This window comes from Thalassovita litoralis (genome assembly GCF_900182725.1).
In the GTDB taxonomy this organism is placed as follows: Bacteria; Pseudomonadota; Alphaproteobacteria; order Rhodobacterales; family Rhodobacteraceae; genus Thalassobius; species Thalassobius litoralis.
In genome coordinates this window covers 42,160-62,876 of the sequence record NZ_FXTO01000020.1, presented here as the reverse complement: position 1 = coordinate 62,876, position 20,717 = coordinate 42,160, and the positions used below count along the sequence as shown (strand labels likewise).

18 protein-coding genes and 1 tRNA gene are annotated in these 20,717 nt (G+C 58.9%); 11 read left to right on the top strand and 8 right to left on the bottom strand.

Features of this window, described 5'->3' with window-relative positions; all coding sequences use genetic code 11:
* Nucleotides 1–453: 453 nt before the first annotated feature.
* Nucleotides 454–2,451 carry a DUF4214 domain-containing protein gene (locus FN828_RS14075; RefSeq protein WP_142494107.1) on the bottom strand — a complete coding sequence of 666 codons (1,998 nt, stop codon included), beginning with the start codon at nt 2,449–2,451 and terminating at the stop codon, nt 454–456.
* Nucleotides 2,452–2,591: 140 nt separating this feature from the next.
* Between FN828_RS14075 and FN828_RS20570 the strand changes: the two genes are divergently transcribed.
* Entirely contained in the window at nt 2,592–2,759 is a 168-nt protein-coding gene (locus FN828_RS20570; RefSeq protein ID WP_185959024.1) for a hypothetical protein, read from the top strand.
* A 110-nt stretch (nt 2,760–2,869) separates the two neighbouring features.
* Here FN828_RS20570 and FN828_RS14070 read toward each other — a convergent pair.
* A tRNA-Gln gene (locus FN828_RS14070) sits at nt 2,870–2,944 on the bottom strand.
* A 346-nt stretch (nt 2,945–3,290) separates the two neighbouring features.
* On the opposite strand from FN828_RS14070, the gene ccoG reads away from it, so the two are divergent.
* From ccoG to ccoS, 4 genes are read left to right on the top strand one after another with little or no spacing between them, the layout of a single operon-like run.
* Nucleotides 3,291–4,730, top strand: coding sequence for a cytochrome c oxidase accessory protein CcoG (ccoG, locus tag FN828_RS14065; protein WP_142494106.1), 1,440 nt, complete (start codon nt 3,291–3,293; stop codon nt 4,728–4,730).
* Nucleotides 4,727–5,185 (top strand): FixH family protein, encoded by a 459-nt coding sequence (locus FN828_RS14060; RefSeq protein ID WP_142494105.1) that lies wholly within the window; start codon nt 4,727–4,729, stop codon nt 5,183–5,185. The genes ccoG and FN828_RS14060 overlap by 4 nt, the downstream gene beginning before the upstream one ends.
* A 37-nt stretch (nt 5,186–5,222) precedes the next feature.
* Nucleotides 5,223–7,409 carry a heavy metal translocating P-type ATPase gene (locus FN828_RS14055; protein WP_142494104.1) on the top strand — a complete coding sequence of 729 codons (2,187 nt, stop codon included), beginning with the start codon at nt 5,223–5,225 and terminating at the stop codon, nt 7,407–7,409.
* A gap of 7 nt (nt 7,410–7,416) precedes the next feature.
* The gene (ccoS, locus tag FN828_RS14050; RefSeq protein WP_142494103.1) at nt 7,417–7,575 is read left to right on the top strand and encodes a cbb3-type cytochrome oxidase assembly protein CcoS; all 159 of its coding nucleotides are present in this window, start codon (nt 7,417–7,419) and stop codon (nt 7,573–7,575) included.
* A gap of 240 nt (nt 7,576–7,815) precedes the next feature.
* Here the strand turns inward: ccoS and FN828_RS14045 are convergent, their stop codons facing one another.
* The 3 genes from FN828_RS14045 to FN828_RS14035 form a co-directional block, all read right to left on the bottom strand.
* Nucleotides 7,816–9,252, bottom strand: coding sequence for a D-alanyl-D-alanine carboxypeptidase family protein (locus FN828_RS14045; protein ID WP_142494114.1), 1,437 nt, complete (start codon nt 9,250–9,252; stop codon nt 7,816–7,818).
* A 329-nt stretch (nt 9,253–9,581) separates the two neighbouring features.
* Nucleotides 9,582–10,103 (bottom strand): GNAT family N-acetyltransferase, encoded by a 522-nt coding sequence (locus FN828_RS14040; protein WP_142494102.1) that lies wholly within the window; start codon nt 10,101–10,103, stop codon nt 9,582–9,584.
* 78 nt (nt 10,104–10,181) lie between these two features.
* Nucleotides 10,182–10,892, bottom strand: coding sequence for an HAD family hydrolase (locus tag FN828_RS14035; protein ID WP_142494101.1), 711 nt, complete (start codon nt 10,890–10,892; stop codon nt 10,182–10,184).
* 131 nt (nt 10,893–11,023) lie between these two features.
* Between FN828_RS14035 and clpS the strand changes: the two genes are divergently transcribed.
* From clpS to FN828_RS14010, 5 genes are all read left to right on the top strand, one after another.
* Nucleotides 11,024–11,341 (top strand): ATP-dependent Clp protease adapter ClpS, encoded by a 318-nt coding sequence (gene clpS, locus FN828_RS14030; RefSeq protein WP_408033808.1) that lies wholly within the window; start codon nt 11,024–11,026, stop codon nt 11,339–11,341.
* Nucleotides 11,342–11,371: 30 nt separating this feature from the next.
* Entirely contained in the window at nt 11,372–12,346 is a 975-nt protein-coding gene (locus tag FN828_RS14025; protein WP_142494100.1) for a class I SAM-dependent methyltransferase, read from the top strand.
* 39 nt (nt 12,347–12,385) lie between these two features.
* Nucleotides 12,386–13,186: an SDR family NAD(P)-dependent oxidoreductase gene (locus FN828_RS14020; RefSeq protein ID WP_142494099.1), complete on the top strand. Its 801-nt coding sequence runs from the start codon at nt 12,386–12,388 to the stop codon at nt 13,184–13,186.
* Nucleotides 13,187–13,261: 75 nt separating this feature from the next.
* Nucleotides 13,262–14,155: an oxygen-dependent coproporphyrinogen oxidase gene (hemF, locus tag FN828_RS14015; RefSeq protein WP_142494098.1), complete on the top strand. Its 894-nt coding sequence runs from the start codon at nt 13,262–13,264 to the stop codon at nt 14,153–14,155.
* A 213-nt stretch (nt 14,156–14,368) separates the two neighbouring features.
* The gene (locus tag FN828_RS14010; protein ID WP_142494097.1) at nt 14,369–15,412 is read left to right on the top strand and encodes a cytochrome-c peroxidase; all 1,044 of its coding nucleotides are present in this window, start codon (nt 14,369–14,371) and stop codon (nt 15,410–15,412) included.
* Nucleotides 15,413–15,682: 270 nt separating this feature from the next.
* On the opposite strand, the gene hemE is transcribed toward FN828_RS14010, so the two are convergent.
* Nucleotides 15,683–16,720, bottom strand: coding sequence for a uroporphyrinogen decarboxylase (gene hemE, locus FN828_RS14005; RefSeq protein WP_142494096.1), 1,038 nt, complete (start codon nt 16,718–16,720; stop codon nt 15,683–15,685).
* Nucleotides 16,721–16,820: 100 nt separating this feature from the next.
* Here hemE and hemC point away from each other — a divergent pair, with 100 nt between their 5' ends.
* On the top strand, nt 16,821–17,777 hold the full coding sequence (gene hemC, locus FN828_RS14000; RefSeq protein WP_142494095.1) for a hydroxymethylbilane synthase: 957 nt from the start codon (nt 16,821–16,823) through the stop codon (nt 17,775–17,777).
* Nucleotides 17,778–17,844: 67 nt separating this feature from the next.
* On the opposite strand, the gene FN828_RS13995 is transcribed toward hemC, so the two are convergent.
* Complete coding sequence (locus FN828_RS13995; protein ID WP_142494094.1) at nt 17,845–19,125, bottom strand: flavin-dependent oxidoreductase; 1,281 nt, start codon at nt 19,123–19,125, stop codon at nt 17,845–17,847.
* A gap of 120 nt (nt 19,126–19,245) precedes the next feature.
* Nucleotides 19,246–20,646, bottom strand: a complete 1,401-nt coding sequence (locus FN828_RS13990) for an FAD-binding oxidoreductase (protein WP_142494093.1) — start codon at nt 20,644–20,646, stop codon at nt 19,246–19,248.
* Nucleotides 20,647–20,717: the final 71 nt, after the last annotated feature.

Genomic DNA, 20,717 nt, shown 5'->3' with positions numbered 1-20,717 from the left:
CTTCAATGCGGGGGGTGTCTTCGTGTGCGTCCATAAGGACACTCGTTAAACCCTCGCGAAATCAGCCCGCCAGACGGCCCTCGGCGTAAGCTTACGAACTTACCCGCATTCGCATTGAAAAAGATGGCAGCGAAACCCTGTTCCACGAGGCTGAATATGGAGGGCGTTACCCATACCGGGCGGTGATCGCCTGCCAGACGATCGACGAAGTCAGACAGCTTGCCCGCGACGGACGACTGATCGGCATACGGATGGCGCAAGTTGGTGCTGACGAGGGGCGCAGGCCACAGGTCAACCTTGTTGGTTAGCGGCACATTCGGGGCCTGTAACGACAACTGTTGGGGGGCGCTTCGGCGTCCCCGCATCAAAAGACACCTTGAGATTGGGGGCAGGTTGGGGAAAGCTACCCGTGTTAGGCCTCTACAATCATGGGGACCCACGTAGTCTTGTCACTTATGCCACAAAAGGATCATCGACAACGCCCACAAGCTGCAAAAGAAATTCGCCATTGTCAGGGTCGAGCGCCGAATTGTGAAACGCATCTATCGCGTTGACCGCTGCTGTAATATCTGTCGGGTCACCGCTCGCAAAGATCTGCATAACCTCATTTGCATTTGAAACGTTGCTCATGCCTTTTGTTGTTGCGAAATAGAGGCCGATGTCAGTCTTGTTGCTTAGATACGCGAGATCAGCTGTCTTCTGAGCAATAAACTCAATGGTGGCATCCGCTGGCGCAGGAGCTTTGGCTCCTGCAAGTACCTCAAGAATGAACACGTCTCTGGACCTAGCGCTTGTATCAAGAACATTGACCCAGAATGCAAAGCCAAGCGGGTCCGGGATGCGACCGAGCACATTATTATAGACCGCTTCCGCAAATTCATGGTTCGACAGTCCAGGCGGATATGTGCTTTGGTATTCTACAGAGTTTAGAAATGTCGCTGCGCAAGCCTCCAAAGAGGTACCGTTGGCAAAAGCCGTGCCATAGAAAAACAGCCCCTCGGCATCAGGTGCGCGATTGAAATACGCGATGTACACTTCGACAAATTCCCTCAGATCCTCTTCCGACAGGTTTCCGACACCGGAAAAAATGTCGAGAGGCCACTCGTCCCCAGAGAATACAAGCGTCTCGATGCTAGTTAGGGTGTCAGTGCCGTCATGGTTCGGTCGCCGATCTTCAACGGTCTGACCGGAGGGTGTGAAGCGTATCGTATATGCAGACTGAGGGCCCGAGTATACAGCAAGATCATCACCGGTTCCTCCATCCAGCATGTCATTTCCCCCATTTCCACGCAGTTCATCATCGCCACCCAACCCAGCAATTGAATTATCGTGTTCATCGCCATGCAGGGTATTCGGGCCGTCATCAGCGAGGGGTGTCGTGTTGATTGGAATGTAGATTAGGGTTTGCGAAGCAGGATCAACTTCGTAAATGTGCCAATTGGAGAAATAATCCAGATGTTCGGAGCGGTATTGCCAGAAGTCAGCAACATCTTCACCGTCGCCAATAAGAGCTTGAGCTTCACCAGTGAGAAGGGCACCGTGCTTGGCGGCAGTGGTTGCCGGGATCGCATAAGTGCCCTCTTGATCGCCTATTCGCCACCTTTGTCCTGCATATTCTATATATGCGCCGGTTCCATCCATTAGAAAAATTTGAACCGGGACGACGAAGCGGAAATCAGGGTCGTCGCTTGCCTGAATGATATAGCTGGAAATCTCAAACGACGAGTATGCCGAGATTATGTAGAGACCGTCCTCGTCAATGGAGTCGGGGAGTGGATCATCCGGTATCGGGTTCTCAGGTTCTGATCCGATGACGAAGTCATCAATGTTTGATATTCCTGTGTTTCCCACGTCTGCTGTAAAAAACTCTGATCTGGGTGAAGTTAGGTCGTTGAGGATCGCGGCATCTGTGCTCAGAACGCCGTCAATTGTACCTGCTTCTAGTGCAGCAACCACTTCGTCTACACTGATGCGAACTGTGATCACGCCAGAGTTGACGAGATTTACTTCTAGTGTGTCATTTCCAAACACCGCTATCTTCTGGTTGATAAGATCGCTTGGTGTGGAGGGAAATCCCTCGGAAAGATATCCATAGACCTGAGCCAAAATCTCGAAATCATCAATCAGAGCACCGCCGGGAGCGATTTCGTAGACGGCATACCCGAAGTCCCTGAACTCCTGTAGGTCGGAGATGTTCTGGTCGGTGAGAATAGAGGCGAACGTTGAGATGGTGGTGGCCTCGGGCGGGCCAATGAATGGCTGTACCTTTAACGGTGTTAGGGGGTTTTGTGCGTCCCAAGAAAGCGCTAATCTGACTGGGATGTCAGGAATTGCGGGGTCGGTTATGAGGGTGTCGGCATTGCGCCCAACCCCGTAGCGACTGGCCGCGAGGGCATCAAAAATTGTAAGAAATCCGAAAACTTCTTTTGTGATCAAATAAAGTGTCGGCATCGACTTTTTCCAAGGTCTATTTGTCTATTTCTGGTGTCTAACTTTCCTAATTTGTGTACTGCTCAGTACCAAGATTATCCTCGTGCAACTGAAAATCAAGAATATTTTCTTTTCTGCGAGCATCTCAGGAGGGGTTGAATATGAGTGGCGATGTGGACGTGTCGCGGTTTGATGCCGCTCCTTTGATCGCATTTACTGTTACAAAGCCCGCCCAACAGGTCAGATTCTCTGGGCGCTGGCTGATGGCGGGGGGGCAGACCAGTATTAACTTGGTGATCACTGGTACGGAATACGACCTGTTGGTGTGAAACTTCGCTAGGCGACGACTAACCGCTTGGGGCATCGGGTGGGGCAATCGTCAGCTTCCCATCGGGCCAAACCCCGATGAAAGAAGGTCTTTTCACTCTGTGCGATGAAATGGCTGGGGTGGTAGGATTCGAACCTACGGTACGCGGTACCAAAAACCGTTGCCTTACCACTTGGCTACACCCCAACGGTGTGCGGGTAATTAATGCGGACGTCGGGAGGGTGCAAGCCCTGAATCGCGAAAATGACAAAGTTTTTGCATTTGGCTTCATGGGCGAAAAATCAGGGTCTTGTCTGCGCAGGTTCCGGCACAGATGTGCGGCCATTATGCCGTTGCAGCACAGGGAAAAGTGCCCTTGAGGCAGGTGTTTGATCCACCTCTTGCCCATCTGACGTTTGGTGACGATATCCCTTTGATTTATCGCAATGTGCTTTAGGTACAGGAAAGATGCAGATTTGATGCAGGTCAAAGTCCTGACTGGCCGTACCTGTGACAAGGGCGCAGACCAATAGCCATTTACCGGAGTGATTCCGTGTCGCAAACAGATCCCGAAGTTCCCGAAAGCCTTTATGCTGCCCGTGAGCCAATTTTTCCGCGCCGTGTGTCTGGTGCGTTCCGCAATCTGAAATGGATTTTGATGACCGTGACGTTGGGCATTTATTACCTAACGCCGTGGATTCGTTGGGATCGTGGCCCGGCTCTGCCGGATCAGGCGGTGCTGGTGGATTTGGGCAACCGACGGTTTTTCTTCTTCATGATCGAGATTTGGCCGCACGAATTTTATTTCGTGGCGGGCCTGTTGGTGATGGCGGGGCTGGGGTTGTTTCTGTTTACCTCGGCGCTGGGGCGGGTTTGGTGTGGGTATGCTTGCCCGCAAACCGTGTGGACGGACCTGTTTATTCTGGTGGAGCGCTGGGTCGAGGGCGATCGTAACGCCCGCTTGCGGTTGCATCGTCAGAAAAAGATGGACTTCCGCAAATTCCGCCTGCGCATGACCAAATGGATTGCGTGGTTCCTGATTGCCTTGGCAACGGGTGGGGCGTGGGTGTTCTATTTCACCGATGCGCCGACGCTGTTGGTGGATCTGGTGACAGGCAATGCGCATCCGGTGGCCTATACGACGATCTTGGTGCTGACGGCGACGACCTTTATTTTCGGTGGTTTCGCACGGGAACAGATTTGTATCTATGCCTGTCCGTGGCCGCGGATTCAGGCCGCTATGATGGACGAGGACACGATCACTGTCGCCTATCGCAGTTGGCGGGGCGAACCGCGTGGCAAGCACCGCAAGGCGGCCGAAAACGAGGCGCAGGGCGATTGTATCGACTGTATGGCCTGCGTGAACGTCTGCCCGATGGGGATCGACATTCGTGATGGTCAGCAATTGGAATGTATCACCTGTGCGCTGTGTATTGATGCCTGCGATGACGTGATGGCCAAGATCGGCAAACCGCGCGGTTTGATCGACTATATGGCGCTGACGGACGAAGCTGCGGAACGCGCTGGTGGTAAAGCAAAGAACATCTGGAAACACGTCTTCCGGCCCCGGACGGTGCTGTATACGACATTGTGGGCACTGGTGGGCGTGGGTCTGGTTGTGGCGCTGTTCATGCGGTCGGATATTGACCTGACGGTGGCCCCGGTCCGGAATCCGATTTTCGTGACGCTGTCAGATGGGTCGATCCGGAATACCTATGACGTGCGGCTGCGCAACAAACATGGCGAAGACCGGCCGTTCCGTATTTCTGTGAAGGGGGACAGTTCCTTGCATCTGCAATTGGAAGGCACGCCCTATGCGACAGTTACGGTGCCTGCGGATTCGATGAAGCTGCAACGGGTTTATGTGATCGCGCCGAAAGATGCTGATCCGTCCCACCATGAACGCACGGATATCCGTATTTGGGTCGAAGATAACGCGACCGGCGACCGCGCCTATAAGGACACCGTTTTCCACGGAAGGGACGAAAAATGACAGAGCGTCAAATCACTGGGCGGCAGGTCTTTATGGGGTTTGCCGCCGCCTTTGGGCTGATCATCGCGGTGAATGTCTTTATGGCGGTAAAGGCGGTAAAGACATTTCCGGGGTTGGAAGTGGCAAATTCCTATGTCGCCAGCCAAGAGTTCAACAAGCGTAAGGCCGCGCAAGAGGCGTTGGGCTGGTCTGTGCGCGCTGAACATCGGGATGGCATGTTGCGGTTGGCCATTACCGGGGCGGATGGTGCGCCGGTTCGGCCCAAATCCGTAGATGCGATTGTGGGGCGGACGACGGAAAATTCGGATGACATGGCGCCGGCTCTGGCGTTTGAGGGCGGGGAATTCATCGCTCCGGTGGAACTGTCAGGTGGCAAATGGATCATTCGCCTGACGGCCCTGGCCGAGGATGGGACCGAATTCACCCAGCGCCTGAACCTGCATGTGGTAAAATAATATTCTGGCCTGCTGACGATTTATCAAGAGACTGATCATGACTGCCACGATGCGCCCCACACCTTCGGCCTGTCCGGCCTGTGCCGCCGCCCCCGCAGCCGAGGCATTGGCGGAACTGGACGCGCCCAAGGAGGCGCGGATTGCCCTGTCCGTGCCTGCGGTGCATTGCGCGGCCTGTATTTCCACGGTGGAAAAGGCGCTGGCCGATCTGCCGGGGGTGCATTCGGCACGGGTCAACCTGACCCTGAAACGGGCGCAGATCGAGGCCGATCCCGAAATCATGCCAGACGATCTGATCCGTGTGCTGGAACGCGTGGGATACGAGGCGTTCGAACTGGACGCCGGGGCGTTATCCGCCACGCAGACGGATAAGGCCGGGCGCGATCTGCTGATGCGGCTGGCGGTGGCTGGGTTTGCGTCTATGAACGTGATGCTTCTGTCGGTTTCGGTCTGGGCCGGGGCGGCGGATGCAACGCGGGATATGTTCCACTGGATCAGCGCGGCAATTACCCTGCCGACGATTGCCTTTTCCGGGGTGCCGTTTTTCAAAAGCGCATGGGGCGCGTTGAAGCACAGCCGCCTGAACATGGATGTGCCGATTGTTCTGGCAATTGTTCTGGCGCTGGTGACATCGCTGTGGGAAACGTCCTTGTCCGGGCATCATGCCTATTTCGATGCGGCGCTGACGCTGACGTTTTTCCTGTTGGCAGGGCGCTATCTGGATCACCGGACGCGCGCCATTGCCCGTTCCGCAGCCGAGGAGCTGGCGGCGCTGGAAGTCCCCCGCGCGATCCTGATCCGCGATGGTGAGGAACAGCAAGTTCCCGTGGCCGAGGTTGTCGTGGGCGATCTGATCCTTGTGCGGCCCGGCGGGCGGATGCCTGTAGATGGTGAAATCGTCGAAGGCATGAGCGAAATTGACCGCTCGCTTCTGACCGGGGAAACCGTGCCGGTTCTGGCGCAGCCCGGACAGGGCGTTTCGGCGGGCGAGGTCAACCTGACCGGCCCGCTGGTGATCCGCGCCACGGCGGTGGGCAAAGATACGTCGCTGCACCGGATGGCCGATCTGGTGGCTATCGCGGAATCGGGGCGGTCGCGCTATACGTCCTTGGCGGATAAGGCGGCCAAACTGTATGCGCCGGGGGTGCATATCCTGTCTGCACTCAGCTTTTTGGGCTGGTGGGCCTATTCCGGCGACCTGCGCACGGCGCTGAATATCGCGGCGGCGGTGCTGATCATCACCTGTCCCTGTGCGCTGGGGTTGGCGGTGCCTGCGGTGACAACGGCGGCCTCGGGGCGGTTGTTCCGCAAGGGGATGCTGATCAAACACGCCACGGCGCTGGAACGGCTGGCGCAGGTGGATACGGTTGTGTTCGACAAAACCGGGACGCTGACCGCCGGAACGCCGGAACTGACCAATCTGGGCGATCACGCCACCCGTGATCTGGAAATCGCGCTGGCACTGGCCGATGGATCGGCCCACCCGCTGTCTGTTTCTTTGGCAAAAGCGGCCCGCGACGCTGGGGTAAAACCCGCCCGTGTCGATGCGATTACCGAGGTGCCGGGCTATGGCACCGAAGGGGTGTGGAATGGGCAACGTGTTCGGTTGGGCCGGGCGGCGTGGGTCGGGGCCGAAGGGCAGACGGAAACCGCTGCATGGCTGTCCGTTGCGGGGGACGCGCCGAAGGCATTCACCTTTAGCGACCGCCTGCGCGATGGCGCGGCCGAAGCGGTCCGATCCCTGCAAGAGGCGGGTAAAGACGTGATCCTGATGTCCGGTGACACGACCCGCGCGGTCGAGGCATTGGCCAACCGTCTGGGGATCACGCATTGGATGGCCGAGGCATTGCCTGCCGACAAAGCCGCGCGGATCGCGCATTTGTCCGGGCAGGGCAAACATGTGCTGATGGTGGGGGATGGGTTGAATGACACGGCGGCGCTGGCGGCGGCGCATGTGTCGATCTCGCCTGCCTCGGCGCTGGATGCGGCGCGTGTGGCATCGGATATCGTGCTGCTGGGCGGTGATTTGTCCCCCATTGCCGAGGCGTTGAAAACCGCGCAATCGGCCATCAAGCGTATTCGTGAAAACTTCCAGATTGCCACGCTGTACAATGTGATTGCTGTTCCCATTGCCGTGATCGGGCTGGCAACGCCGCTGGTGGCGGCCTTGGCCATGTCATCCAGTTCGATTACAGTGTCACTGAATGCATTACGGCTGAGGTAATCCCCCTATGGAAGTCCTGTCCTATCTGATCCCGATTTCCCTGGTCTTGGGGGGCGTGGGGTTGCTGGCCTTTATTTATACCGTGCGGTCAAACCAATATGATGACCCTGATGGTAACAGCCAGCGCATCCTGTCGGACGAATGGGACGATCATCCGAAACCCTGACCCGTTCGCTGCTGCTCTTGGCCGATCACATGCGGCAGGCGGCGGGATTTTGGATATTTTGACCAAGAAAGACCAAAGGGCAGGGGGCCTATCCTGTTTCATAGGGCGTTAAGGTTAACGCCCCTTTGCTTTCATCTTGCCAAAAATACTCATTGCGTCACCCGAACGGTGGGCGTGACAATGCCGGAATGCGCATGAAAAAGCCGCCCGAAGGCGGCTTTTGGCACGGAGGGGCGGGCGTTAACCCGGCCCGATCATGAAGCAGGTGATTTGCCTTGCTTGCAACCTGCGGCAGGCCAGATCGGCGCGTTCGCGGGTCAGCCCCATGAAATTCGCATCAAACCCGCCTTTGCGATTGACCACTTTGCGCAGGCTGCCGTCCAGCGTGGCCATTTCTGCCAGTGCGGTTTTGACCAGTATCTTTTCAGCGGCATATCGGCTGGGGTAGCGCCCCACGTTGATACCCCAGTGATGCCCGCCCGAGGTGGACAAGCGGGTAACGACCTCGCGTTGCGCGGGTTCTGTGGCGGCCGCGACGATATCTTCGACCTGTTCATTCTGGTCGGCGGTGCTGGCCAGCACCAGATCCGAGGGCCGCATTCTGGGCGATGGGGTGTCGGCGGTTGCGGTGCTGACAGGCAGGTCTGCGTCTGGCAGGGCGGCCGCGGCGGTTTGGGTGTCGTCCGCTTCGGGGGTGTCGGCCATGACCTCTTTCAATGCCGACTTGATGTCATCCTTGACCGCGACCAAAACCGGGGCTTGTGCGCTTCCCGGACGGGCCTGTGGGCGCAGGCTTTTCTTTACTGCGGTGATCAGGCGGATGGTTTTTCCAGCACCGCCGGGGGTGTCGCCCGAACCTTTGCTGCCTCCTGAACCGGCATAAGCGGGTTTGCCGGGTTTGCGCAGGGGCGCACGGCTGGGCGCACGGCGGAAGCCAAGATCCAGAAGTTCCGCCACTTTGGCGTTGCGGGTCGCGGTTGACCGCCCTCCGAATACGGTGGCGATAATGCGTTCCTGTCCGCGTTCTGCCGACGCGACAAGGTTAAACCCGGCGGCACGGGTGTAGCCGGTTTTGATCCCATCCGCGCCTTTGTAGGCGTCCAGCAGTCGGCGGTTGGTATTGTTGACCGTCCGCATTCCCGCATCGGTCGAGCGGCGGCTGAACAGGTTATAATATTCCGGGTAATCATACAGCAGATGCCGCCCCAGAAGCGTCATGTCGCGGGCGGTGGACAGGTGGCCTTCGCGGGTCAGGCCATTGGCGTTCTTAAAGGTCGTGCGGGTCATCCCCATCGCCTTGGCCGTGCGGTTCATCCGGCGGGCAAAGGCGGCTTCGTTGCCTTCGATCGCTTCGCCGATGGCTGTGGCTGCGTCATTCGCGGATTTCACGGCAGCGGCGCGGATCAGATAGCGTAGCTTGATGCTTTGCCCGGCACGCAGGCCCAGCTTCGATGGGGGTTCCGCCGCCGCGTTGCGCGACACTCGCACCATCGTATCCAGCGATATTTCACCGCGTTCTACCGCCTGAAAGGCGATATAAAGCGTCATCATCTTGGTCAGAGATGCGGGATGAAGCCGGGTGTCGGCGTTGGTCGAATGCAGCACTTCGCCAGTGCGGGCGTCCATGACCAGCGCAGCATAGGGGGCGGCGCGCACGGATGCGGGAACTACGACCATTAACCAAAGGAATGCGGAGATAAGCAGACCCAAACGGGTCAGCCCAATGCGCCGATCTTTCACGGTCCTTGCCTTTTCTGCCTCTGTGCCGCTGATTTTTCAGTCGGCTGTTTTTCTGCTTAACGAAAGGCTAACATGGAAAAAGAAACGGATAAAGTGTGCATTTCCAACGCTTTTGACACTTGCGTTACGCGAATGGCAATATGTAGCGGAAGACGAAAGCCTAGCCCCAAGACAGTGGGGTTGGGGTGGCTCAGGACCGTTGTCAAAAGGCGAATTTTTGCTGATTTGATAGGCTGAATGGCGGGCTGGGGCCGGTTTGGCGCGGGTCAGGTCAGTGTTTTGTACATATAAGTCGTCGAATCCCATGACTGATGATCATGCGACAGACAGTAGCCGGGAATGACACCGGCGGCTTTGAACCCTTCGGACAGGTACAGCGGTTCGGCCATGTCGCCGGTGCGGGTGTCCAGCGTCAGCAGCGTTTTGCCATGTGCGCGGGCGTGGGTTTCCAATTGGCGCATCAGGGCGCGGGCAATCCCACGGCGGCGGGCGTCCGGGTGGACCAGAACCTTGGACACTTCGGCGCGGTGGGGCTGGTTGGCGGGTGTGGCCATGATCAGTTGCGCACTGCCCAGCAGGGCACCGTCAGCGGTGGCAACAAACAGGGCGCGATCCCCGGCGGTGACGGCGGGCAGGATGGCGGTCTGCCAAAAGGCGCGGGCTTCGTCCCGTGGGTGGGGCAGGACGAACCCGATGCTGGCCCCTGCATGGACGCAGGCATGTAACAGGTCGGTCATGGAGTCCAGATGGGCGGACAGGTCAGCGGCGGTCCATTGGGTGATTTGCATGATTGGTGGCTTGTCTAAGAAACGAAAAAGGGGCGGCTGGTAATACTGCTCACAGGCAATCGCGCAGGCGGTCGCCTGTCAATCCGGTTCGTCGTCGATTTGGTCCAGCAGTGGTTTCAGGCCGCCCAGATCGGACAGGGTGATGAAACGGGGGGCGTTTTCCGGCGGGTCGGCATGTTCGATGTCCCAGACCAGCCCATGCGGGACATACACGCCCCAGCCCCCGGCCTGTACCATCGGCAGCACATCGGATTTCATCGAGTTGCCAATCATCATCCCACAACGCGGACCGTCGCCGTGCCGGGCAAAGATGCCTTCGTAAACGGGGCGGGTTTTGTGCGAAACGATTTCCACCCCGTCGAACAAATCGCCCAGCCCGGATTGCGCCAGTTTGCGTTCCTGATCTATCAAGTCGCCCTTGGTGATCAGCAAAACGCGGTGGGTATCGGCCACGGCCTCGACTGCGGCGCGGGCATGGGGCAGCAGTTCAATCGGGTGTTGCAACATGTCCTGCCCGGCGTCGATCAGGGCGCGGATGACGGGGGCAGGAACGCGGTTTTCGGTAACGTCCAGCGCGGTTTCGATCATCGACAGCACGAAGCCTTTGATGCCGAAACCATAGTGCTGAATGTTGCGCTTTTCGGCCTGTAGCAGGCGATCCATCAGATGATCGGGGTCTGCATAGTCGCGCAACAGGTCTGCGAATCGGTCCTGTGTCAGGCGGAAAAATCGTTCATTCTGCCACAGCGTATCGTCTGCATCGAAACCAATGGTGGTAAGTTTTGCCACTCTGCGTCCTTTCCCGGTGGTCTGGGCCTTTTCGCCCTCTTTTCTATTCGGGCACAGAGGTTATATAGACCGTTCAAAGGAAATCAGGTCAAACCATGCAAAGCGAACTGATGACATTTGGCCCGGTGCGGATGTCCGGCGACGAGGACGAGGGCGGTGATCCGTCCCTGGCCCTGAAAACGCGCCCCAAGACAAAGCGCCCACCGCTGTACAAGGTGATGTTGCTGAATGACGATTACACGCCGATGGAATTCGTGGTGCATGTGCTGGAACGGTTTTTCCACATGTCCCACGCGCAGGCGTTTGAAATCATGCTGACCGTCCACAAAAAGGGATTGGCCGTGGTTGGTGTGTTCAGCCATGAAATCGCCGAAACCAAGGTGACGCAGGTGATGGATTTCGCCCGGCGGCACCAACACCCCCTGCAATGCACGATGGAGAAGGAATGACCCGGCCCCGCCCGGAGTTCCGCACCCCGAATGAGTGACAGCCGTATCGCACAAGCCCTTGGGGCTGGTTTGGTCCTGCCCGCCGATGGGCAGATCGCCGTGTTTGGCCCGCGTCTGGGCATGGATTTATCGGCGCTGCCGAAGAATCGGCTGGTGCTGATCACCGGAATGAAGCCTGATATGGATGGGTTCACCGCGCAGGGCTATGCCTGTGCCGTTGCCCCTCAGGGGGCGTTTGCGGTGGCCGTCGTGATTGTTCCGCGCGCGAAGGCGCTGGCGCGGGCGATGCTGGCGGCGGCATCGGCTGCCGATTTGGTGATCGTTGACGGACAGAAAACGGACGGGGTGGAATCCATCCTGAAGGACGTGCGCAAACGTACCGCGGTGGATGGGGTCATTTCTAAATCCCACGGCAAACTGTTCTGGTTCGCGCCGCAGGGCGATTTCAGCGATTGGGCCGCGCGGCCCAGCCAAGTGTCCGGTTATGTTACCCGGCCCGGCGTGTTTTCCGCCGATGGGGTCGATCCGGCCTCGGCCCTGTTGGCTGAGGCATTGCCCGTGTTGACGGGTAAGGTGGCCGATCTGGGCGCGGGCTGGGGTTATTTGTCGGCGCGGATGCTGGCGGATCATCCTGGCATAAAAGCCCTGCATCTGGTCGAGGCAGATCACGAGGCGCTGACCTGCGCACGGGAAAATGTCAGCGACGCGCGGGCGGAATTTCATTGGGCCGATGCGACGGTCTGGCGCCCGGCAACAAAACTGGATGCGGTGGTGATGAACCCGCCGTTCCACACGGGCCGCGCGGCGGAACCGGATCTGGGCCGCGCATTCATTGCAACGGCGGCGGCGGCGCTGGCCCCGTCCGGGCAATTGTGGCTGGTCGCCAACCGGCACCTGCCCTACGAGGCGGCGCTTGCCGCCCATTTCGTCACGGTCGAAGAAATCGGCGGCGACAATCGGTTCAAAATCCTGCATGCGGCCCGGCCCACTCGCCTGAAACGGTAAGAACGGCTAGGCTGGCGAAAAAAGAATCAGGGGTCATCTATGACATTCTCTATTGCCGGTAAAACCGCCATCGTCACTGGCGGCGCAAACGGGATCGGGTTGGCGATTGGTCGCCATTTTCTGAGCAAGGGGGCGAATGTCGTCTTCGTGGACCGGGACGAAGATGGGTTGGTCAAGGAATTTGGCGAAAATAGCGAAGATAACGCCTTTCGCTATTTCGCGGGCGATCTGCGGGAAAAGCTGACGCAGGCGAACCTGCTATCCGCTACGATTGACGCGTTTGAAAGCGTGGATATTCTGGTCAATGCCTCGCGTCAGATGATCGCGGTGGACCCGCTGAACAGTGACGATGACGCGGTGGACACGCTGTTGCAGCAAAATCTGCTGAATGCGCTGCGGCTATCGCAGATGGTGGCAAAACGCATGATCAAACAGGCGCAGGGCCAGACCGAAGGATCGGCTGGCACCATCGTGAACCTGTCCTGTATCGCCGGGCGGCGCACCAATCCCGAATTGTTGGCCTACTCCGTATCTACGGCGGCGCTGGATCAAATGACGCGGTCGCTGGCGGTGGCGCTGGCCCCGCACCGGATTCGAGTGAACGGCATGGCATTCGGGTCGGTCATGTCCCACAGCCTGAAAGATACGTTGCGCGATCACAGCGATTATCGCGGTGAAATCGAACATCACACCCCATTGCGCCGCATCGCGGCCCCCGGTGAATTGGTGCATACCGCGCAATATCTGGCCTCCGATGCATCGTCATTCATGACGGGTCAGGTGCTGACGCTAGATGGTGGGCGCACGCTGATTGATCCGGTGGCGGCCCCCGCGCATTGATGTCACGCAGGCGGGTGTGGCGCAAACGCGCCGCGCCTGCTAGGTCTGGCGGACACAGACCAACAGAGGCCCGCCATGAGTGACCAATTCACCGAAGAAAAAGCCCGTGCAAGCGCGTGGTTCCGCAGCTTGCGCGATCAGATCGTTGCCGCCTTCGAGGCGCTGGAAGACAGTCAGACCGAAGGCCCGTTTGCGGATCAACCCGCCGGACGGTTCGAGGTGACGGAAACCAAACGGGCCTCGGCGGATGGGTCGGATGCAGGCGGCGGCCTGATGAGCGTGATGCGCGGTGGCCGCGTCTTTGAAAAGGTGGGGGTCAATATTTCCACCGTCTACGGCGAATTGGGTGACCGGGCGCAGGCTGCGATGGCGGCCCGCAAGGGCATCCCCGGCATGAAAGACGATCCGCGATTCTGGGCCAGTGGCATTTCGCTGGTGGCGCATATGCAGAACCCGCATACGCCCGCCGTTCACATGAACACGCGGATGTTCTGGACCCCTCATGCCTGGTGGTTCGGGGGCGGGTCGGATTTGAACCCCTGTCTGGAGTATGACGAGGACACAGCCCATTTTCATGCCATCCAAAAGGAACATTGCGACCGTCACGACGCGGGCTATTATCCGCGCTTCAAGGACTGGGCGGACGAATATTTCTATGTGCCGCACCGGGGCCGGGCGCGGGGCGTGGGGGGCATTTTTCTGGATGACCACAACACCGGCGACTGGGAGGCGGATTTTGCCTTTATTCAGGATGTTGGCCGGGCCTTTTTGCCTGCCTTTGTGCCGGTCACGGAAAAGCGCCGGAATACAGTCTGGGCCGAGGCGGACAAAGACGTGCAATTGGTGCATCGTGGCTTGTATGCCGAATATAACCTTGTCTACGACCGGGGGACGAAATTCGGGCTGGAAACCGGGCATGATGCGAATGCCGTGTTGATGAGTCTACCGCCGATGGCGAAGTGGGTTTAACCCTTAAAGGTTGAATTTTCAGTCTGTTGAAATGCGCCTTTCCGTCGGGGAAAGGCGCATTTAACATTTTAACTATCTGAAAATAAACAGAGAAGTGGTGGCGCTTTCTGCTTGGGTTGATCTGCGTCAAAGTGGTGTAATTAGAATAGTTATAACCCTAAGTCGGAAACGTGCATTTCAAAGGGATATTTTCGGCTCAGGAGGTCCGACCCTATGACACTCACCCGCGTATTGCTTTCATCAACCTTGATTGCTGTGTCCGCATCTGTCACTTTTGCGTCTGAATTGCGTGACGATGCCAAAGACGCGTTCGCCCCGCTGCCGTCGACCATCCCGGCGGTGAAGGATAACCCAATCACGCCCGCCAAGATCGACCTTGGCAAGGCGCTGTTTTTCGATCCGCGCATGTCTGCTTCGGGCGTATTTTCCTGTAACTCTTGCCACAACCTTGCGACGGGCGGCGACGATAACATGCCCACGTCTATCGGGCATGGCTGGCAAAAAGGGCCGCGCAACTCTCCGACGGTGTTGAACTCGGTCTTTAACGAGGCGCAGTTCTGGGATGGCCGCGCGGCGGATTTGGCTGAACAGGCCAAAGGTCCGGTTCAGGCGGGTGTGGAAATGGCCAACACCCCCGATAACGTCATCGCGACGCTAAATTCGATGCCGCAATATGTGGACTGGTTCAAAGCATCCTTCCCGGAAGAAGCCGATCCCGTCACATTCGATAACTTCGCCAAAGCAATCGAAGCATATGAGGCCACGCTGACCACCCCGGCCCCGTTCGATGCGTGGATGAACGGCAATGACGATGCGCTGAATGCCGACCAACTGGCAGGCCTGTCGCTGTTCATGGACAAGGGCTGTGCGTCTTGCCACAACGGCGTGAACTTGGGTGGGAACGGATATTATCCCTTTGGCCTGATCGAAAAGCCCGGTGCGGATATTCTGCCCGAAGGGGATAAGGGCCGCTTTGCCGTGACCGATACGGCGGACGACGAATATGTGTTCCGCGCCGCACCATTGCGCAATATCGACCAGACCGCCCCCTATTTCCATTCGGGCAAAGTGTGGGATCTGAAAGTCGCGGTGCAGATCATGGCTGAAAGCCAGTTGGGTGAAGAACTGACCGAAACCGAGGCGGATCAGATCGTAGCTTTCTTGGGATCGCTGACTGGGGACTTGCCCGAAGTGACCTATCCGGTGTTGCCAGCGGAAACCGCCAGCACCCCGCGCCCAACGGGTGAAGTGAAGTAATCGGTCAACGCGTCCCGACCGATGGCGCGCGGAGGGGGCTTCTCCGCGCGTTTTTATTTGGGCTGATCTGAATGTGCGCCTGTGGCGCGCTGAATATCTCGATCCTCGCCTTCGGCTGCGGTCTCGGGATGGGGCTTTGCCCCGGTCGCCTGCGGCGCCCTCCCCAGAGTATTTTTAATCAAAAAGAAGCAGGTTGGTTTCTTTCTGATTCGAAATACTCTGGGGGTTTGGGGGCTGGCCCCCAAATTGTTTAGCCGTTTGGCCGTTGGATCAATTCGCGCTGCGCACCGTGTCGATCATCAGTCGCACATTCTCGGGGTCTGCATCCGGGGTGATGCCGTGGCCAAGGTTGAAAATATGCGGGCCTTTGGACAGGGCTTTGACGATGCGTTGGGTTTCGTCGATCAGCGCCTGACCGCCAGTGACCATGTGGCTGGAGGCCAGATTGCCCTGCACGCAGCCATCCACCTGTACATGCTCGGCCACCCATTCGGCTGTCACGGAATTGTCCACGGCCACGCAATCGGCGCCGGTGGCTTTGGCAAAGCCGATATACCGATCCCCGGCTTCGCGCGGGAAGGCGATGACGGGGATGCCGGGGTGGCGGTTTTTCAGGGCCGCGATGATTTTCTTGGTCGGGGTCAGGGCGAAATCGTCGAAATCCTGCCCTTTCAGCGACCCGGCCCAGCTATCGAACAGTTTGACCACTTCGGCCCCGGCTTCGATCTGTTTGGACAGGTATTCGATGGTCGAGTCGGTCAGCAGGTCGATAATCCCCTGAAACACGGCACGATTTTCGGATTTCAGGGCATGGGCTGGTCCCTGATCCTTGGTGCCACGCCCGGCAACCATATAGGTGGCCACGGTCCACGGTGCCCCGGCAAAGCCGATCAACGTGGTGTCCTTGGGCAATTCGCGTGACAGGATTTTGACCGTGTCATAGATCGGGTTCAGGGTTTCGTGGATTGCGTCCTTGTCTTTCAGCGCGGCCAGTTCGTTGGCCGTGGTGGTGGTGGACATGCGCGGGCCTTCGCCGGTTTCAAACCACAGGTCCACCCCCAGCGCCTGTGGCAGCAGCAGGATGTCTGCGAACAAGATGGCCGCGTCGAACCCGTAGCGGCGGATCGGTTGCAGCGTGACCTCGGCCGCCAGATCGCTATTATAGCACAGTGACAGGAAATCCCCGGCCTGCGCACGGGTGGCGCGGTATTCGGGCAGATAGCGGCCCGCCTGCCGCATCATCCAGATCGGCGGGGTGGGCAGGGTTTCGCCAGCCAGTGCGCGCAGGATCTTTTTCTGTTCGGTCATGAGAATTTCCTTTCGTTCCTCCGGTTCGTCCCTCCCCGGCGACAAGATGTCAAGCATCGGGTGCTTGTCAGGACAACACGCCGCGATTAAGGCTTTGCATATGACACTGACCCTGCCCACCCCCGCCCAACCGCTGAAGATCGGCACCCGTGGTTCCCCGCTTGCGCTGGCGCAGGCGCATGAAACGCGTGACCGTCTGGCGCGCGCCTTTGATCTGCCGCCCGAGGCGTTCGAAATTGTGGTGATTCACACCACTGGCGATACCCAGAGCCTGATTGATGCGGATCAGCCGCTGAAAACCATTGGCGGCAAGGGGCTGTTCACGCGCGAGATTGAACAGGCGATGTTGTTGGGCAATATCGACATCGCGGTGCATTCCATGAAGGACATGCCGGTTTTGCAGCCCGAAGGGTTGGTGCTGGATTGCTACCTTCCGCGCGAGGATGTGCGCGATGCGTTCGTGTCGCTGAATGCGGACAGTCTGGCAGCTTTGCCCGAAGGGGCGCAGGTGGGTTCGTCGTCGTTGCGGCGCCGGGCGCAAATTCTGAACCGTTTTCCACATCTGAAACTGGTCGAGTTTCGGGGCAACGTGCAGACCCGTATGAAAAAGCTGCAAGAGGGCGTGGCAGATGCGACTTTCCTTGCTATGGCCGGGCTGAACCGGCTGGGCATGGCGGATGTTGCGCGGTCGGCCATTAGCCCTGATGAAATGCTGCCCGCTGTGGCGCAAGGTGCCATTGGGATTGAACGGCGTTTGGATGACCGCAACACCGCGTCCCTGCTGGAGGCCATCCACGATGGCGTGACCGGGCAGCGTCTGGCTGCTGAACGGGCGTTTCTGGCGGCGCTGGACGGGTCGTGTGAAACCCCGATTGCCGGTCTGGCAGAGCTGGATGGCGGCACCCTGCGCCTGCGCGGCGAAGTGTTGCGCCCTGATGGGTACGAGGTGATCGCGGATGACCGTACGTGCCCCATCGAGGATGGCGCGGAACTGGGCCGCGTGATGGCGGGTGAAATGCTGGCAAAAGCCGGGCCTGATTTCTTTAGCTGGCGCTGATTTTTCGTCAGACGGATCAGGCCGGACAGGTCGGGGCAGGGGCGTGCGATCACGCCCCTGTTTTTGTTCAGACCTTGGCCCCTTCGGGGATGGTGCGGGGGCTGGTGTTCAGCTTTTCAATCGCAAACCCGGCAGCGGCCTTGTACTTGGCCATGAACTCGGCCCGTTCCGTGGCTGGGATCACGTCGTCGATGTTGTCGAACGTGCCGCCGCAGCGATCCTCGACCATGTTCAGCAGGCCAAAGGGACCAGCGCCGCGGTTGCGCAGGATCAGTTCAGACACGGGGCCGCATAGGGTTTTATCATAGGCGGCAAGCGCCTGTTCGGTGACGCCGTGATCCAGCATCGCTGCGCCCAGTGTCCGCGCGTCAATCACCGCCTGACTGGCCCCGTTCGATCCGGTGGGATACATTGCATGGGCGGCATCCCCCATCAGCACCACGTTGCCATCGCGCCATGTGGGGATCGGGTCGCGGTCGATCATCGGGTTTTCATAGGCCACATCGGCCCCCCGGATCAGCGCGGGCACGTCCAGCCAGTCATAGGTCCAGCCGTCAAAATGGTGGGCGAAATCGTCAATCTGGACCTGCCGGAACCAGCCGGTGTTTTCGCGCAGTGATGGGTCGTCATAGGTGACTTCGGCAATCCAGTTGATCAGTGCCTCGCCCGTGTCGGGATCGGGATGGGAAATCGGGTAGATCACCATCCGGTGCTTATACGTTCCCAACCCAAGAAAGGACGATCCGGTGCGCGTGGGTTTGGCCCGCGTCGTGCCGCGCCACATTATCGCGCCGCCCCAGTGGATCGGCGGCTGATCGGGATGCATCTGCGCCCGGATTTTCGAGTGTATCCCATCCGCCCCAATCAGCACTGTCCCGGTTTCCCGGCTTTCGCGGCCATCAGCATGGGTGATCAGCGCCGTGACCGAACCATCGGCGTTGTGTTCATAGCCCGTAACCTGACAGCCCAGACGCACGGCATCCGCCCCGGCGCGTTCGGTGAATGTACGGTACAGCAGAATGTGAAATTCGCCGCGATGGACGGCATATTGGGGCCAGTTATACCCCGCCAGCGTGCCACGCGGTTCGGCGTAGATGTCATTGCCGTTCAGCCCGACCAGCGCCCATTCCTTGGCGGGAACGCCGACCTGCTCCAGATCATCAGGGCCGATACCCAGATCATAAAGTTCACGCACCGCGTTGGGTTGCAGGTTGATCCCCACCCCCAGCGGTTTCAGTTCGGGAACGGATTCGAACACCACACAAGGCACACCGATCTGGTGCAGGGTCAGGGCCATAGACAGCCCCCCAATGCCGCCCCCGGCGATCAATACTTTGGCTTGAGTCATGGCGTCCTCCTGTTTATCCCGTCATCTAATTGGCTAACACAACTGTTACATCACATAACGAAATGCGCCAAGGGCCAAAGCAGGGGCGGCGCGACCCGCCCCTTTGCGCCCGGTGGGATGTTACGGCAGCAGCTTGCCGGGGTTCAGGATGTTGTTGGGGTCCAGCGCCGCCTTGATCGCTTTCATGGTTTGCAGCGCCACCGGATTTTTGCGCCGCCGCATCGAGGGCAGCTTGGAGGTGCCGATCCCGTGTTCGGCGGAAAAGCTGCCGCCCAGTTTCAGCACTTCTTCCTCGGTGGCTTCCATGATGGCGTCATGCACGTCTTCGTCCTGCGATCCGGGCCAGACGGTATAGTGGATATTCCCGTCCCCTAGATGGGCCACGATAACGGGCTGTGCGGCGGGGTCGACCTGCGGCAGGCGGGTTTCCATGATCTCGAGGAAGGTGGCGACCTTGTCCAGCGGCAGGGCGATGTCATTGCTGACAATCGGCAGGCGGGACATGGCGATTTCAGCGGCGGCTTCGCGGCGTTCCCACATGTCCTGTCGCTGGGCCTGCGACTGGGCCACAACGGCATCCAGAACCGTGCCTTCCTCGAACATCTGGGCCAGCACATCCTCCAGATAGCCCGTGACGGGGATTTGCCCGTCCGGGCCGGGGGTGGCATCGCGGGGGGCGGTCACGCCCACTTCGACCATGATATTCACGTCATAGGGCGCATCAAAGGGTTCGCGCGCGCCCGGTTTGATCTGCATATAGGCTTCGATATGGTGGCGCGGCATGTATTCAAAGGCTTCGACCGCGCCGCCGGTTGCCTCTTGCAGGCGGTTCAGCAGATCCAGCGCGGCAGGCAGCGACGGGGCCGCTACCATTGCCGTGGCATAGGCTTTGGGTTTCGGGTGCAGCTTCAGCACGGCAGCGGTGATAATGCCCAGCGTTCCTTCGGCCCCGATCAGCAGATGTTTCAGGTTATAGCCGGAATTGTCCTTGTGCAGTTCGGACATGATATTCATGATTTCGCCGTTGGGCAGCACAGCTTCGATCCCAAGCACCAGATCGCGGGTGTTCCCATAGCGCAGCACGTTGGACCCGCCTGCATTGGTGGACAGCACGCCGCCAATCATGGCCGATCCCTTGGCCCCGAAGGTCAGGGGGAAAATCATGTCCTGCTGTTCGGCAGCGGCATGAACATCGGCCAGCACGACGCCCGCTTCGACAATGGCGATGCGGGATGCGTCGCGCACTTCGCGGATTGTGTTCATCCGGTCCAGCGACAGCATAACCGCCCCATCGGCACGCCCGCCGCCCGCCAGCCCGGTATTGCCGGAAATCGGCACCAAGGGCGTGCCTGTGCGGTTGGCCCATTTCACGATGTCGGAAACTTCTTGTGTGGTCGCGGGACGAACCACTGCCAACGGGCTGTAGTGGTATTTCCTGATCCAGTCATGTGACCACTTTTCAGTGTCCGATCCGGTCAGAACATACGCGTCGCCAACAATGGCTGTAAGGTCTTTAATCATGGTGTGCCTCCCTGCTTATGACGGTTTTGGCCCCGTCTGGCGGGCTTGTCCAGACGATGCAGGCTTGACCC